At 61.6% G+C, this 15,775-nt stretch carries 15 protein-coding genes; 8 read left to right on the plus strand and 7 right to left on the minus strand.

What is annotated here, in order from left to right; genetic code table 11:
- Window positions 1-34: 34 nt before the first annotated feature.
- The 3 genes from CAF80_RS12630 to choX form a co-directional block, all read right to left on the minus strand.
- Window positions 35-1,000 carry an L-carnitine dehydrogenase gene (locus CAF80_RS12630; RefSeq protein WP_039767999.1) on the minus strand — a complete coding sequence of 322 codons (966 nt, stop codon included), beginning with the start codon at window positions 998-1,000 and terminating at the stop codon, window positions 35-37.
- A 70-nt stretch (window positions 1,001-1,070) separates the two neighbouring features.
- Window positions 1,071-1,958 (minus strand): 3-keto-5-aminohexanoate cleavage protein, encoded by an 888-nt coding sequence (locus CAF80_RS12635; RefSeq protein ID WP_039768000.1) that lies wholly within the window; start codon window positions 1,956-1,958, stop codon window positions 1,071-1,073.
- 75 nt (window positions 1,959-2,033) lie between these two features.
- A complete protein-coding gene (choX, locus tag CAF80_RS12640) occupies window positions 2,034-2,978 on the minus strand; it encodes a choline ABC transporter substrate-binding protein (protein ID WP_039768001.1) in 945 nt (314 codons plus the stop codon).
- 192 nt (window positions 2,979-3,170) lie between these two features.
- Between choX and CAF80_RS12645 the strand changes: the two genes are divergently transcribed.
- Together CAF80_RS12645 and CAF80_RS12650 are read left to right on the plus strand one after the other, a co-directional pair.
- Complete coding sequence (locus tag CAF80_RS12645) at window positions 3,171-4,115, plus strand: GlxA family transcriptional regulator (protein WP_011336294.1); 945 nt, start codon at window positions 3,171-3,173, stop codon at window positions 4,113-4,115.
- Between the two features lie 68 nt (window positions 4,116-4,183).
- Window positions 4,184-5,356, plus strand: coding sequence for a hypothetical protein (locus CAF80_RS12650; protein ID WP_085667411.1), 1,173 nt, complete (start codon window positions 4,184-4,186; stop codon window positions 5,354-5,356).
- Here CAF80_RS12650 and CAF80_RS12655 read toward each other — a convergent pair whose 3' ends face one another.
- The 4 genes from CAF80_RS12655 to CAF80_RS12670 form a co-directional block, all read right to left on the minus strand.
- Window positions 5,357-5,773 carry a DUF3010 family protein gene (locus CAF80_RS12655; protein WP_007959772.1) on the minus strand — a complete coding sequence of 139 codons (417 nt, stop codon included), beginning with the start codon at window positions 5,771-5,773 and terminating at the stop codon, window positions 5,357-5,359.
- Window positions 5,774-5,805: 32 nt separating this feature from the next.
- A complete protein-coding gene (locus CAF80_RS12660; RefSeq protein WP_085608908.1) occupies window positions 5,806-6,129 on the minus strand; it encodes a helix-turn-helix domain-containing protein in 324 nt (107 codons plus the stop codon).
- Entirely contained in the window at window positions 6,113-6,367 is a 255-nt protein-coding gene (locus CAF80_RS12665; RefSeq protein WP_085667412.1) for a type II toxin-antitoxin system RelE/ParE family toxin, read from the minus strand. The genes CAF80_RS12660 and CAF80_RS12665 overlap by 17 nt, the downstream gene beginning before the upstream one ends.
- Window positions 6,368-6,579: 212 nt before the next feature.
- The gene (locus CAF80_RS12670; protein ID WP_039768003.1) at window positions 6,580-6,981 is read right to left on the minus strand and encodes a lysozyme inhibitor LprI family protein; all 402 of its coding nucleotides are present in this window, start codon (window positions 6,979-6,981) and stop codon (window positions 6,580-6,582) included.
- Window positions 6,982-7,215: 234 nt separating this feature from the next.
- Here CAF80_RS12670 and CAF80_RS12675 point away from each other — a divergent pair, with 234 nt between their 5' ends.
- From CAF80_RS12675 to CAF80_RS12700, 6 genes are all read left to right on the plus strand, one after another.
- Complete coding sequence (locus CAF80_RS12675; protein ID WP_085667413.1) at window positions 7,216-8,193, plus strand: dipeptidase; 978 nt, start codon at window positions 7,216-7,218, stop codon at window positions 8,191-8,193.
- A gap of 77 nt (window positions 8,194-8,270) precedes the next feature.
- Window positions 8,271-8,801, plus strand: a complete 531-nt coding sequence (locus CAF80_RS12680) for a DUF5943 domain-containing protein (RefSeq protein ID WP_011336290.1) — start codon at window positions 8,271-8,273, stop codon at window positions 8,799-8,801.
- Between the two features lie 15 nt (window positions 8,802-8,816).
- Window positions 8,817-10,877 carry a dimethylglycine demethylation protein DgcA gene (gene dgcA, locus CAF80_RS12685; protein WP_064599960.1) on the plus strand — a complete coding sequence of 687 codons (2,061 nt, stop codon included), beginning with the start codon at window positions 8,817-8,819 and terminating at the stop codon, window positions 10,875-10,877.
- Window positions 10,878-11,027: 150 nt separating this feature from the next.
- Window positions 11,028-12,977, plus strand: a complete 1,950-nt coding sequence (gene dgcB / locus CAF80_RS12690) for a dimethylglycine demethylation protein DgcB (protein ID WP_039768006.1) — start codon at window positions 11,028-11,030, stop codon at window positions 12,975-12,977.
- The gene (locus CAF80_RS12695; protein ID WP_007959785.1) at window positions 12,977-14,197 is read left to right on the plus strand and encodes an electron transfer flavoprotein subunit alpha/FixB family protein; all 1,221 of its coding nucleotides are present in this window, start codon (window positions 12,977-12,979) and stop codon (window positions 14,195-14,197) included. The genes dgcB and CAF80_RS12695 overlap by 1 nt, the downstream gene beginning before the upstream one ends.
- A gap of 9 nt (window positions 14,198-14,206) precedes the next feature.
- A complete protein-coding gene (locus CAF80_RS12700) occupies window positions 14,207-14,977 on the plus strand; it encodes an electron transfer flavoprotein subunit beta (RefSeq protein ID WP_039768008.1) in 771 nt (256 codons plus the stop codon).
- Window positions 14,978-15,775 lie beyond the last annotated feature (798 nt).

Raw genomic sequence — 15,775 nt, forward strand, 5'->3', positions numbered from 1 at the left:
AGACGGTTCGACGCCTCGACGTGGGAGCGATCGGTTACTCGCTGAAACTCATCCCATGCTTCTCTTTGGTGGTCTTCACCGCCTCAAGCACCGCCAGCAGGCAATCATCACGATAGCGCTCCAGCGCCGAAATACTGTGCCGGCCCAGTTGATCGCTGGTGCCGTCCACCACATCGTCGATCAACTTGTCGGTCAGTTCCGGTGCCGGCAGGTACGTCCACGGCAACTGCAACGCCGGGCCGAACTGCGACATGAAGTGGCGCATGCCGGCATCACCTCCGGCCAGGGTGTAGGTCAAAAACGTGCCCATGAACGACCAGCGCAGACCGGCACCAAAGCGGATCGCATCGTCGATTTCACCGGTGGTCGCCACGCCGTCGTTGACCAGGTGCAGCGCCTCGCGCCACAGCGCTTCGAGCAGGCGGTCGGCGATGAATCCCGGCACTTCCTTGCGCACATGCAGCGGGCGCATGCCGAGGGATTCGTAGACGTTCATCGCCGCTTGAACCGCTTCCGGCGCGGTGTTCTTGCCGCCGACCACTTCCACCAATGGCAGCAGGTAAACCGGGTTGAACGGGTGACCGACCACGCAACGTTCCGGGTGGGTCGAGCTCTCGTAGAACTCGCTCGGCAACAGGCCGGAAGTACTGGAACCAATCAACGCATTCGGCTTGGCCGCCGCACTGATTTTGCTGTGCAGATCCAGTTTCAGTTCGAGGCGTTCCGGGGCGCTTTCCTGGATGAAATCCGCATCGCGCACGCACTCTTCAATGGTCGCCACAAAGCGCAGGCGATCCTGCGACGCGCCCGGCGCCAGACCGTTTTTCTCCAGCGCGCCCCAGGCGTTGGCCACGCGTTTGCGCAGCGCCGCTTCGGCACCCGGCGCCGGGTCCCAGGCCACCACGTCGAGGCCGTGGGCGAGGGCGCGGGCGACCCAGCCGCTGCCGATGACGCCGCTGCCCAGTGCTGCGAAGGTTTTGATTTCGGTGATAAAGCTCATGGTCACTTCCTGGAATGAGGCAAAAAAACGGTGGGCGTCAATGGCCCGCCCACCGGGGGAAAGGGTGATTTCAGCCGCGCTGGGTCAGACCCATCTTCTTGCGACCTTCAGCCGGGGTCAGCACGCGGGCGCCGAGGCGGCTGAGGATTTCGGTGGCGCGTTCGACCAGTTGGCCGTTGGTCGCCAGCACGCCTTTGTCCAGCCACAGGTTGTCTTCCAGGCCGACCCGCACGTTGCCGCCAAGCAGCACCGCTTGCGCCGCCATCGGCATCTGCATCCGGCCGATGCCGAACCCGGCCCACACCGCGTCGGCGGGCAGGTTGTCGACCATGGCTTTCATGGTGGTGGTGTCGGCCGGCGCACCCCACGGGATGCCCAGGCACAGCTGGAACAACGGGTTGTCGAGCAGGCCTTCCTTGATCATCTGTTTGGCGAACCACAGGTGGCCAGTGTCGAAAATCTCCAGCTCCGCCTTCACGCCCAGCTCGGTGATGCGCTTGGCACCGGCCCGCAGTTGGGCCGGGGTGGAAACGTAAATGGTGTCGCCGTCGCCGAAGTTCAGGGTGCCGCAATCCAGGGTGCAGATTTCCGGAAGCAGTTCTTCGACGTGGGCCAGACGGGTCAGCGGGCCGACCAGATCGGTGTTCGGACCGAACTCCATCGGGCTCTCGCCAGGGCCGATTTCCAGGTCGCCGCCCATGCCGGCGGTGAGGTTGACGATGATGTCGACGTCGGCTTCGCGGATGCGCTCCATGACTTCGCGGTACAGCGCCACGTCACGGCTGAACTTGCCGGTCTGCGGGTCACGAACGTGGCAGTGCACGACCGTGGCGCCGGCCTTGGCCGCTTCCACCGCAGCTGCGGCGATCTGTTTCGGGGTGACCGGCACGTGTGGGCTTTTGGCGGTCGTGTCGCCAGCACCGGTGAGTGCGCAGGTGATGATGACGTCGTGATTCATGGTGCGTTTTCCTTCAGGCGTGATGGGTCTGTTCGCAGCCCGTGGCGGGCTGCGAAGTGGTTCGTTCGTTGCGGTTTATTTGCTGGTGAGCTGGAGGTTTTCAGCCGCCGGTTTGCCATCGAAAGTGGTGACGCCTTCGAGCCAGCGCTGTTTGTCCTGCGGGTGATCCTTGAGCCATTGTTTGGCCGATTCGAAAGCGTCCTTGTGATCGAGCAGCGGCTGCATCATCCGGCTCTCGTCTTCGGCGGTGAACGTCAGGTTGCTCAGCAGGCGACTGACGTTCGGGCATTGTTCGGCGTATTTCGGCGCGGTGACGGTCCATACGGTGGCCATGCCTTCGTTCGGGCCGAGGGCGTCGTCGCTGCCGGTCAGATAAGTCATCTGCACGTTGACGTTCATCGGGTGCGGCGCCCAGCCGAAGAACACCACGGCCTCCTTGCGGCGCACGGCGCGATCGACGGCGGCGAGCATGCCGGCCTCGCTGGATTCCACGAGCTGGAACTTGCCGAGGCCGAACTGGTTCTTGGCGATCATCGCCTTGATCTGGGTGTTGGCGCCCGAGCCGGGCTCGATGCCGTAGATCTTGCCGCCCAGTTCTTTCTCGAATTTGGCGATGTCGGCGAAGGTTTTCAGGCCTTTGTCCGCCAGGTAGGTCGGCACGGCGAGGGTGGCGCGGGCGTCCTTGAGGCTTGGCGCTTCAAGCACCTTGACCTGGTTGGCCTCGACGAACGGGGTGATGGTCTGGGTCATCAGCGGGTTCCAGTAGCCGAGGAACAGGTCCAGACGCTGGTCGCGGATGCCGGCGAAGACGATCTGCTGGGAGGCGCTGGTCTGTTTGGTGCTGTAGCCGAGGCCGTCGAGCAGAACCTGGGCCATGGCACTGGTGGCGATCACGTCGGTCCAGTTCACCACGCCCATGCGCACGTTCTGACACGATGCGGAATCGGCCGCCATGACACTGGCGCTTAAAAACGCGGTACCGCTGAGTGCGAGAACACAGCTGCTGATCAGTCGTTTCATGTCGGGTTCCTCGGCAGGTCGTTATTGTGGGTTCCGGTGTCTGTGCGCCGGTGATGCTCAAATTACGCAGCAATGCCCCCGTAAAAACGCACTGCGGCGACCAGCTCTTGCACTGCAGCGACCTGTGCTCTTGAATGCCGCCGACAACTGGCGTATCAACGTTGCACGCTACCCGCTGACCGAGTGCGCGCCATGTCCCAGGATTTCTACTTTCTGTTGATGCCGGGTTTTTCCGCCATCGGTTTCATCTCTGCGATCGAACCGCTGCGGGTGGCCAACCGCTTTCGCGGCGAGCTGTACCGCTGGCACGTCTTGAGCGCCGATGGCGGGGCGGTGCTGGCGAGTAACGGGATGTCGGTCAACGCCGATGCGGCGCTGGAGCCTCTGAAGAAAGGGGCGACGTTGCTGGTGGTCGCCGGTTTTGAACCGCTGAAGTTCGCCACCCCGGCGCTGGAGCACTGGCTGCGACGGCTGGACAACGAAGGCGTGACCCTCGGCGCCATCGACACCGGCAGCTTCGTCCTCGCCGAAGCCGGTCTGCTCGATGGCCATCGCCTGACCCTGCACTGGGAGGCCATCGACGCCTTCAAGGAATCTTATCCACAGCTCAGCGTCACCCAGGAGCTGTTCGAGATCGACCGTCGGCGCATCACTTCTGCCGGCGGTACCGCATCCATCGACCTGATGCTCGACCTGATTGCCCAGGCCCACGGCCCGCAGCTGGCGATCCAGGTCAGCGAGCAGTTTGTATTGGGGCGGATTCGTCCGCGCAAGGACCACCAGCGCATGGAAGTTGCCACGCGCTACGGCATCAGCAACAAGAAGCTGGTGCATGTGATCGGCGAGATGGAGCAGCACAGCGAACCGCCGCTGACCACCCTGGAACTGGCGGAATCGATCAAGGTGACGCGGCGGCAACTGGAGCGGTTGTTCCGCCTGCACCTGAACGACACACCGAGCAATTTCTATCTGCGCTTAAGGCTGGAAAAGGCCCGGCAGCTGTTGCGCCAGACCGACATGAGCGTGCTGGAAGTCAGCATCGCCTGCGGGTTTGAATCCCCGTCGTATTTCACCCGCAGCTACCGGGCGAAGTTTGCCCGGTGTCCACGGGAGGATCGGCGACGGGAGGCCGTTTGACGGACGATTATAGTTAATTATACTTTCAGGTATAAATTACAGTCGTTTGAATAATTGAGTGTAAAACCATGTCCCGAAACAACGGCTTCGTCTTCCGCCGCCCCGCTCTGGCCCGCAGCGTTGCCGATGGTCTGGTGGGTGCAGGTCTGCAGGATTTCACCTCCGGTCTTTTTCTGGCTGCGCCGCGTCGCACAGGCAAAAGTACCTTTCTGCGCGAGGATCTGATCCCGGAATGCCAGGCCCGAGGCTGGCTGACGGTTTACGTCGACCTGTGGGCCGACAAGGAAAAAGACCCTGCTGACTTGATCGCCAATGCCATTGCAGGTGCGTTGGTCCCCTTTGAAAAGGGCATCCGCAAACTGGCGAAGAATATCGGCATCGAAAAACTCAGCTTTCTGCGCACCTTGTCCTGGGATTTCACCAAGCCGCAACTGCCGGCCGGCGCGACCCTGACGCAAGCGCTGGAACTGCTCCACAGCGCCGCCGAAAAATCCGTAGTGCTGGTGATCGATGAGGCCCAGCACGCACTCACCACCGCCGCAGGCATCAACGCGATGTTTGCCCTTAAGGCTGCACGGGATCAGCTCAACCAGGGACGGGAAGGCGAGGGCAGCGGTTTGCATCTGGTGTTCACCGGTTCCAATCGCGACAAACTCGCCCATCTGGTGCTGGGCAAGAGCCAACCGTTTTTCGGCTCGAGCATCACGCCCTTTCCGCTGCTGGGAAAAGAGTTCACCCAAGCGTACACCTTGCACCTCAACGCCCATCTGGCCGAGACCAACCAGTTCAGCGCGGCCGATATCGACGACGCCTTTGAATTGGTGGGGCGACGCCCGGAAATGTTGCGCACCATCATCGGCGAAGTCGCGCTGGAGCTGGGCGAGGCCAGCAATCTGGGGCAACTGCTGCAAAGCCGTGCCGAATTGTTGCGCGCAGGCGTATGGACCGAGTTCGAGAGCGCGTGGAACGCTCTGACCATCCCTCAGCGCGCCGTGCTGGAGGTGATGGTGGAGCGCTCACAGAACAACGAGCCATTCGCGCCGTTCACAGACAGCACGCTCACGGCCGTCAGCAAGGCACTGGAAAACCTGGGCAGCGACGTGGTGCCGGGCACCCAGACCATTCAGGCCTGCATCGATGCCCTGCGCGACAAGGAGCTGGTGTGGAAGTCGAGCCGTGGTGGCTATGCGCTGGAAGACAAGTCCTTCGGCGACTGGCTGAGCACGCGTAAAGCGCGCTAGCTACTTCTTCACCAACGCCGAGCACGCTGCCTTGTAGGCTTCATGCTGATACTTGTTCAGCGTGCCCGGCAGCTCGAAATTGTGCTTCTTGGCCTGGGCATTGATCGTCTGCGGCGACAGCAGCGTCACCTCGCAACCGTCCAGCAACTGAAACACACCCTCGATCTTGAACGTGGTCGGCCCACCGGCAAACTCGCCCTTCTTGCTGCGCTTCTTGATCGCGATGCGATCGATGGAGTTCTCGCGCACGAACGATGCGACCTGCGCGGCGAACAGTTTGACGTTGGCCGCCTCGTCGTCATCGTCCAGCGCGATTTTCTTGGTGTTCAGCGCCACATGGCTCAGCACCGAACCGTCGAGGGACGCCACGGCGATGATCGCTTCACTGCCTTTGATTTCGATACCGCAGATGTTCATGTGAATCCCTTGATTGGCTGAAGAGGTGCAGCTTACAGCTCAAGCTGGTTGGCAGTGATACCAAACGCCGCTGCAATCTTCTCGCGAGTGGCCTTGCGCGGCTTCGCAACGGTTTCCTGCTGGGCAAAAGCCGGCTGCGAAATGCCCATTCGCCGAGCCACTTCTTCCTGGGTCAGGTTGAGATGTTCGCGCCAGGCCCTGATTGGAGTTGCCCCGTCGACAATGCGACTGACCACCTCATGGGGAATCAGGTCAGGCTCCATTTTCTGCGCCACATATTGCGCGTACGGAATGACTACGAAAGCGGGTTTGCCCTCGGAATCATTGATGATTTGGATGTCAGTAAGTGCGTTCATCGCGTTTTTTTACCTCTTGAATACTGACCACTTTGATCGCGCCATCCCAGTCGAACATGACGCGGTAATTACCGACACGCAGCCGATAGGCGTAGTCATGACCAACCAGTGCTTTCACATTGCCCACATCAGGCATGTCAGTAAGCACCGTGATGGCATCTCTGACCTGACGCTGATGAGCGGAATGCAATTTCAGGAGTTGCTTAACGGCCTTTCGAGTCCAGTGGATGCTGTTCATGGCAGAATATAAGTCTTTTATAAGATTTGCGAATCTTTGCTTATATTTTTCAGGTGGCCAATAAACAAAACTTGACGCTATGTTTCATGAAAAGCCCCGAGAACAGAGGCTTCAGACAGGATTTGTGGGGCAAATCTGAACGCTTTGTGGGAAAAGGTTCTTTTGCATCAGAAAGCTGAAAATACTTCCAGCTTTCTCCGGTGAATAAGCGATTACTCCTGTCCGATCGACTCCAAAAACTCCGACCGCTCGTCACTCATCCGCGCCACGCAGTCATTCTGCGCAATCTTGAACGCCTTGCTGCCGTCCGTCGCCGGGAAGGCTTCGACGGCGCAGTCGGCGTCGCGGGTCTTCAGCCATTGTTGCTGGGCGGCTTTGAGTTTGGCGGTGATGTCGGCCAGTTGCGCCGGGTTCTTGCCGTAGGCCGTCTGCATGCGCTCGTTCAGGCTGGCGTAGTTGTCCTTGAGCAGGTCCTCGGCGGTGGTGCGGCTGTAGGTCGAGCATTCCAGGGTCTGGATGTCGTTTTCCACCGCGTCGCACGGGTTGTTGTCGGACTCTTCGGCGGCGTGTACGCCGGTCGCAATCAGGGCCAGGGCCAGGAAGATCGATTTCATTGATGTCGCCGCTCTAATCCAGTGGTGTTTCCGGGATGCGGCAGATTCTGGCTCAAGCTCGCGGGCTTGAACAGGTGGCCGGTCGGACCGGTTGGCGACCCTTTGTCGCGGATTGACGCTTTCGGCAATTCCCCTGTCGTTTTTGCACCCGGCTGGTCGCGCACCGAGGCATATGCTGGCCCCAAAGCGCCGGCAGACGATTCGGCGCATGAATCGCCAATAAGGGGACGCCTGATGAGCCCAGCCGAATTACACGCCGACAGCATCGTTATCGACGGTCTGATCATTGCCAAATGGAACCGCGAGCTGTTCGAAGACATGCGCAAGGGCGGTCTGACGGCGGCCAACTGCACCGTGTCGGTGTGGGAGGGCTTTCAGGCCACGGTCAACAATATTGCTGCCAGCCAGAAACTGATTCGTGAAAACAGCGACCTGGTGATCCCCGTCCGCACCACCGCCGACATCCGCAAAGCCAAGGAGCAGGGCAAGACCGGCATTCTCTTCGGCTTCCAGAACGCCCATGCGTTCGAAGACCAGATCGGCTATGTCGAGGTGTTCAAGCAGCTCGGCGTCGGCATCGTGCAGTTGTGCTACAACACCCAGAATCTGGTGGGCACCGGTTGCTATGAACGTGACGGCGGTCTGTCGGGTTTCGGTCGCGAAATCGTTGCCGAGATGAACCGTGTCGGCGTCATGTGCGACCTGTCCCACGTCGGCTCCAAGACCTCCGAGGAAGTCATCCTCGAATCGAAAAAACCGGTCTGCTATTCCCACTGCCTGCCGTCGGGGCTGAAAGAGCACCCGCGCAACAAATCCGATGAAGAGCTTAAGTTCATTGCCGACCACGGCGGTTTCGTCGGCGTGACCATGTTCGCGCCGTTCCTGGCCAAGGGCATTGATTCGACCATCGACGACTACGCCGAAGCCATCGAATACACCATGAACCTGGTCGGCGAAGACGCCATCGGCATCGGCACCGACTTCACCCAGGGTCACGGTCAGGACTTCTTCGAATACCTGACCCACGACAAGGGCTACGCCCGCCGTCTGACCAACTTCGGCAAGATCATCAACCCGCTGGGCATCCGCACCGTCGGCGAGTTCCCGAACCTGACCGAAACCCTGCTCAAGCGCGGCCACTCCGAGCGCGTGGTACGCAAGATCATGGGCGAAAACTGGGTGAACGTCCTCAAAGACGTCTGGGGCGAATAAGCCGCCGCTTCCCGAATACTTTCCCCCGGCCGTCCGCGCCGGGGGCAACACCAAAATTTTTCTGGAGTTAAGTTTCCATGGCCAAGATCGCCCCGCAATTGCCAATCGAAGTCGACAGCGAGACCGGTGTCTGGACCTCCGACGCCCTGCCAATGCTGTACGTGCCGCGCCATTTCTTCGTCAACAACCACATGGGCATCGAGGAAGTGCTGGGCGCTGACGCCTATGCCGAAATCCTCTACAAGGCTGGCTACAAGTCCGCCTGGCATTGGTGTGAAAAAGAAGCCGAGTGCCACGGCCTCGAAGGCGTCGCGGTGTTCGAACACTACATGAAGCGCCTGTCGCAGCGCGGCTGGGGCCTGTTCAAGATCCAGGACATCGACCTCGACAAAGGCACCGCCAGCGTCAAGCTCGAACACTCGGCGTTCGTCTACGTCTACGGCAAGGTCGGGCGCAAGGTCGACTACATGTTCACCGGCTGGTTTGCCGGTGCCATGGACCAGATTCTCGCCGCTCGCGGCAGCCAGATCCGCACCGTGGCCGAGCAGGTTTACGGTGGCTCCGAAGAAGGCCACGACGACGGCCTGTTCACCGTCAAGCCGTTGTAAGTCGAGGAACCCGCCATGGCTTTCGAAGCAATGTTCCAGCCGATCCAGATCGGCAAACTGACCATCCGCAACCGCGTGCTCAGCACCGCGCACGCCGAGGTGTACGCGACCGACGGCGGCATGACCACCGAGCGGTACGTCAAGTATTACGAAGAGAAAGCCAAGGGCGGCATCGGCCTGGCGATCTGTGGCGGTTCGTCCGTGGTGGCGATCGACAGCCCGCAGCAATGGTGGAGTTCGGTGAACCTGTCCACCGACCGGATCATCCCGCACTTCCAGAATCTCGCCGACGCCATGCACAAGCATGGCGCCAAGATCATGATCCAGATTACCCACATGGGCCGTCGCTCCCGTTGGGACGGTTTCCACTGGCCGACCCTGATGTCGCCGTCGGGCATCCGTGAACCGGTACACCGCGCCACTTGCAAAACGATTGAGCCGGAAGAGATCTGGCGGGTGATCGGCAACTACGCGCAAGCCGCGCGCCGCGCCAAGGCCGGTGGCCTGGACGGCGTCGAACTGTCAGCCGTGCACCAGCACATGATCGACCAGTTCTGGAGCCCGCGCGTCAACAAGCGGACCGACGAATGGGGCGGCACTTTCGAGGGCCGGATGAAGTTCGGTCTGGAAGTCCTGAAAGCCGTGCGTGCCGAGGTCGGTGACGATTTCTGCGTCGGCATGCGCATCTGCGGTGACGAGTTCCACCCGGACGGTCTGTCCCACGAAGACATGAAGCAGATCGCCAAGTATTACGACGACACCGGCATGCTCGATTTCATCGGCGTCGTCGGCTCGGGTTGCGACACCCACAACACCCTGGCCAACGTGATTCCGAACATGAGTTATCCGCCGGAGCCGTTCCTGCACCTGGCGGCCGGGATCAAGGAAGTGGTCAAGGTTCCGGTGCTGCACGCGCAGAACATCAAGGACCCGAACCAGGCCACGCGGATCCTGGAGGGCGGTTACGTCGACATGGTCGGCATGACCCGCGCCCACATCGCCGACCCGCACCTGATCGCCAAGATCAAGATGGGCCAGGTCGACCAGATCAAGCAGTGCGTCGGCGCCAACTACTGCATCGACCGTCAGTATCAAGGTCTGGACGTGCTGTGCATCCAGAACGCCGCGACCTCCCGTGAATACATGGGCGTGCCGCACATCATCGAGAAATCCACCGGGCCGAAACGCAAGGTGGTGATCGTCGGTGCCGGCCCGGCGGGGATGGAAGCGGCCCGTGTGGCGGCCGAACGTGGCCACGACGTGACCCTGTTCGAGAAGAAAGAATTCATCGGCGGCCAGATCACTACCGCCTCGAAAGCGCCGCAGCGTGACCAGATCGCCGGCATCACCCGCTGGTTCCAGCTGGAACTGGCGCGGCTGAAAGTCGACCTGCGTCTGGGCACTGCGGCGGACGCCGACACCATCATGGACCTGCGTCCGGACATCGTGGTGCTGGCGGTCGGCGGCCACCCGTACCTGGAACAGAACGAACACTGGGGCGCCGCTGAAGGGCTGGTCGTCAGCAGCTGGGACGTGCTCGACGGCAAGGTCGCGCCGGGCAAGAACGTGCTGGTCTACGACACCATTTGCGAGTTCACCGGGATGTCGGTGGCCGACTTCCTCGCCGACAAGGGCAGCCAAGTCGAGATCGTCACCGACGACATCAAGCCGGGCGTGGCCATCGGTGGTACGTCGTTCCCGACCTACTACCGCAGCATGTACCCGAAAGAAGTGATCATGACCGGCGACATGATGCTGGAGAAGGTCTACCGCGAAGGCGACAAACTCGTCGCCGTGCTGGAGAACGAATACACCGGCGCCAAAGAGGAGCGGGTGGTGGATCAGGTGGTCGTCGAGAACGGTGTGCGCCCGGACGAGGAAATCTACTACGCCCTCAAGGACGGCTCGCGCAACAAGGGCCAGATCGACGTCGAGGCGCTGTTCGCGATCCAGCCGCAACCTTCGTTGAGCAGCACCGGCGACGGTTATCTGCTGTTCCGCATCGGTGACTGCGTGGCGCAGCGTAATACCCACGCCGCCATCTACGACGCCCTGCGGTTGTGCAAAGACTTCTAAACGCTCTAGGCCTGATCGTTCCCACGCTCTGCGTGGGAACGCATCAATGGACGCTCTGCGTCCGCTCTTGGGACGCAGAGCGTCCCGGGCTGCATTCCCACGCAGAGCGTGGGAACGATCACTGACCCTGCGGTCTTTGGGAGCTTCACCATGTTGAACACCCTTCTTCCAATCCTGTTGTTCGCAGCCCTGGCCCTCGCGGTGCTGGGAGCGTTGCGGCGGGTGGCCATGTGGCGCCGGGGCCGGGCCTCGAAGGTCGATCTGATCGGCGGCCTGTTCGCCATGCCCAAGCGTTACATGGTCGATCTGCACCACGTGGTGGCGCGGGACAAATACATCGCCAACACCCACGTCGCCACGGCGGGCGGTGCGGTGGCGTCGATCGTGCTGGCGATTCTGGTGCATGGTTTCGGCCTGCATAACCGGATCCTTGGCTACGCGTTGCTGCTGATGACGGCGGTGATGTTCGTCGGGGCGATCTTCGTTTATCGGCGTCGGCTCAACCCGCCGTCGCGGCTGTCGAAAGGCCCGTGGATGCGCCTGCCGAAAAGCCTGCTGGCGTTCTCGGCCTCGTTCTTCCTGGTGACCTTGCCGGTGGCGGGGATCCTGCCGGAGAACTTCGGCGGCTGGGTGCTGGCAGCGATTCTCGGGATCGGTGTGCTGTGGGGCGTGTCGGAACTGTTCTTCGGCATGACCTGGGGCGGCCCGATGAAACACGCCTTCGCCGGTGCCCTGCACCTGGCCTGGCACCGTCGCGCCGAACGCTTTGGCGGCGGCCGTTCCACCGGTTTGAAACCGCTGGACCTGAATGATCCGACCGCGCCGCTGGGCGTGGAGAAACCCAAGGATTTCACCTGGAACCAGTTGCTTGGTTTCGACGCCTGCGTGCAGTGCGGCAAGTGCGAAGCGGCGTGCCCGGCGTTCGCCGCCGGCCAGCCGCTGAACCCGAAAAAACTGATTCAGGACATGGTCGTCGGCCTCGCCGGCGGCACCGATGCCAAGTTCGCCGGCAGCCCTTATCCCGGCAAACCGGTGGGCGAACACGGCGGCAATCCGCATCAACCGATCGTCAACGGCCTGGTCGATGCCGAAACCCTGTGGTCGTGCACCACCTGCCGCGCCTGCGTCGAGGAATGCCCGATGATGATCGAGCACGTCGATGCCATCGTCGACATGCGCCGCCACCTGACTCTGGAAAAAGGCGCTACCCCGAACAAGGGCGCCGAAGTCCTGGAAAACCTGATTGCCACCGACAACCCTGGCGGTTTCGCTCCGGGCGGGCGGATGAACTGGGCGGCGGACCTGAACCTCAATCTGCTCAGCGAGAAGAAGTCCACCGACGTGCTGTTCTGGGTTGGCGACGGTGCCTTCGACATGCGTAACCAGCGCACTCTGCGTGCGTTTGTCAAAGTGCTGAAAGCGGCCAAGGTCGACTTCGCGGTACTGGGGCTGGAAGAACGCGACAGCGGCGACGTGGCCCGGCGTCTTGGCGACGAAGCGACTTTCCAGCTGCTCGCCAAACGCAATATCCAGACCCTGGCCAAATACAGCTTCAACCGCATCGTCACCTGCGATCCGCACAGTTTTCATGTGCTGAAAAACGAGTACGGCGCGTTCGATGGCAACTACCTCGTGCAGCACCACAGCACTTATCTGGCGGAAATCATCCAGGCCGGCGCGCTGAACCTCGGACAGCACAAAGGCAACAGCGTGACCTATCACGATCCTTGCTACCTCGGCCGCTACAACGGCGAGTACGAGGCACCGCGCGAAGTGCTGCGCGCCCTCGGCATCGAGATCAAGGAAATGCAACGTTCCGGCTTCCGTTCGCGCTGTTGCGGCGGCGGTGGCGGGGCGCCGATCACTGACATTCCGGGCAAGCAGCGGATCCCCGACATGCGCATGGAAGACATTCGCGAGACCGGCGCCGAGCTGGTGGCCGTGGGTTGTCCACAGTGCACGGCGATGCTCGAAGGCGTGGTTGAACCGCGTCCGCTGATCAAGGACATCGCCGAACTGGTGGCCGACGCGCTGCTCGAAGACGCCGCGCCGAACAAGCCTGCCACCCCGGCCAAACGTGAACCTGCGGAGGCCCACTGATGAGCGACATTATCCGCCGCGACCCCCGCGCCGAATGGATCGCACGCAACCGTCTGCACCCGCTGCACGCGGCCATGCAACCGGCGCAACACAGCTGGATGGGCCCTAACGGGATCATCCGCAAGAACCTGCACGGCATCGGCTTCATCGGGCCGAACGGCATCAAGCGCATCGACCGCAGCGGCGCCCAGCAGGGCGGGGCGGTCAAACGTTCGGCCGCGGTCGAAGTGCAATTGCCGCTGCATCAGGTGCCGGCCCCGGCGTTCTATATCAGCGTGGTGCCCGACATGGTCGGTGGCCGCTTGAGCAGCCATGACCGTGACCTGCTCGGTCTGGCTCATCAGCTGGCCGGCAGCGACGGCGCGGTGCTGGCCGTGGTGTTCGGCGAGCACAAGGAAAACGCTTTCGCCACCGCAGGCGTTGACCGCTTGCTGGTACTGGAAGGCGAAGAATTCAGCGGTTATGCACCGGAGCAACGGATCCAGGGTCTGCGGGCTGTGGATAACCAGTTCAACCCGCGTCACTGGCTGCTGCCGGACAGTCGCAGCGGTGGCGGCGAACTCGGGCGGCGCTTCGCGGCTGCGCTGGGCGAGCGCCCGGCGACACGGGTGTGGCAGGTCAAGGATCAGGAGTGCATCGGCCGCGCCGGTGCGGGGTTGCAGGATCTGGCCCGCCCGGTGGCGCGTTTGATTCTGGCGTCCGCCGAATGTGCCGAACCGGTCAGCGAAACCCGTCACGAAGCGCTGCCGGTTGAGTTATCCACACCCGTCGCGCGCAGCCTGTCGCGGATCGAGGATCTGGGCGCGGTGGCGGTGGATCCGGCGGCGATTCCGATGGCCGAGGCCGAGTTCATTTTCTCCGGCGGTAACGGGGTCAAGGACTGGGAGCTTTTCCACAGGACCGCTGCGGCCCTCGGTGCCACCGAAGGCGCTTCGCGGGTGGCGGTGGACGATGGCTTCATGGCCCGCGACCGTCAAGTCGGCGCGTCCGGCACCTGGGTCACCGCGCGGGTTTACGTGGCCGTCGGGATTTCCGGGGCGATCCAGCACCTGCAAGGCATCGGTGCCTGCGACAAGGTGGTGGCGATCAACCTTGATCCGGGTTGCGACATGATCAAGCGTGCCGATCTGTCGGTGATCGGCGAAAGCGCGGAAATTCTTCAGGCCTTGATCGCGGCGGTAGAGGCTTACCGCAACGAAGCCAAGCGCGATGCGGCTTAAGGAACGGTTATGAGCACAAAGATCATCAGTCTGGTTTCAATCGGCGCCCACCCGACCTCCGGCCGCCCGCGCCGCGCCGATCAGGACGCCCGCGCGGTAGAACTCGGCCTGCAACTGGCGGGGGACAATCTGCAAGTGCTGCACGCCGGCGACATCGCGGAACCGGCGCTGCGCGCCTATCTGGGCATGGGGCTTGCGCAGATGCATGTGCTGGAACAACCGGCGGGCGCCGATGCGCTGCCGGCGTTGACCGACTATCTGCGTGATGCTGGCGCGCAAGTCGTACTGACCGGCAGTCAGGCGGAAACCGGAGAAGGTTCGGGGATGCTGCCGTTTCTGCTGGCCGAAGGACTGGGCTGGCCGTTGGTGGTGGGGCTGGCGCAGGTCGAATCGATTAACGACGGCTCGGCGCTGGTGCTGCAAGCGTTGCCCCGTGGGCAGCGGCGCCGGTTGAAGGTGCGCCTGCCGTTTCTGGCGACTGTGGATAACGCTGCGCCCAAGCCTCGGCAGAGTGCTTACGGCCCGGCGCGGCGTGGCGTTCTGCAGGCAGAAGATGTGGAAGTGGTGGACGACGAATTGCTTGCGGTGGCGACCCTGCAACCGGCCAAGCCTCGGCCGAAACGGTTGAAGGTGATCAAGGCCAAGAGCGGGGCGGACCGGATGAAGGCGGCGACGGCCAAGGCCAGTGGCGGTGGGGGGCAGGTGCTCAAGGGTGTGACTGCTGAGGCCGGAGCTGAAGCGATTTTGAAGTTGCTGATTGAAGAAGGTGTTGTCCGCTAGAAGCCCCCTCACCCTAGCCCTCTCCCGGAGGGAGAGGGGACTGACCGAGTTGAGCTGGCTATTTACATCGACCTGCGACTTCAGCGGTGACCTTGGTTTGGCCAAGCCTGAGAACACATTGATCTTTCAGGTCGATGTAGTTCAGAAGGGCAACTCGGTCGGCTCCCTCTCCCCCCGGGAGAGGGCTGGGGTGAGGGCAGCGGTCACAAGCCATCCACTCCTCAGAATTTACACACAATCCCTGTTAACCACTCTGTGGATAACATGTTCGCCCCTCTCCCAACCCCATACAAACCAAGCCCTCCAGCCCTCAGATCAAAAAACAACCAGCCTAACTCGCGGTTTTTTCTGAGTTTTTCCCCAGAACAACTCCCAGACTTGCCCCCAATCTCTGTTGGCGCTTCTGTGGATAAGATGTTCGCTATCCGCTGCAAGCCATATAAAACGTGGCTTACAAAGATCTGATCAAAAAACGTTCAATTCAATCTTTTAACCCACCAATCCCCACGCAAACCCCGATTTATCAACGCCCCCAGCGCTTTTCCACAGCACCCGCCAAGTTACCCCCGAACTCTGTTGGCGCTTCTGTGGATAAGGTGTTCGCCATCCTCTGCAAGCCACGTAATACTTGCCATGTAGCGATTTGATCAAAAAACAGTCAATCGCTAATGGAAACCCTGCTTCTGGATAAGTCACGGTTTTTCTTCACAAAACCGCGACTATTTTTCCAGATCATCCACAGTTGTCCCCATTAGCTGTGGGTGGCTATGTGGATAACTTGTTTGCCAAACCTTGAAA

Origin of the sequence: Pseudomonas sp. B34(2017) (assembly GCF_002112915.1) — a bacterium.
Taxonomy (GTDB): Bacteria; Pseudomonadota; Gammaproteobacteria; order Pseudomonadales; family Pseudomonadaceae; genus Aquipseudomonas; species Aquipseudomonas pharyngis.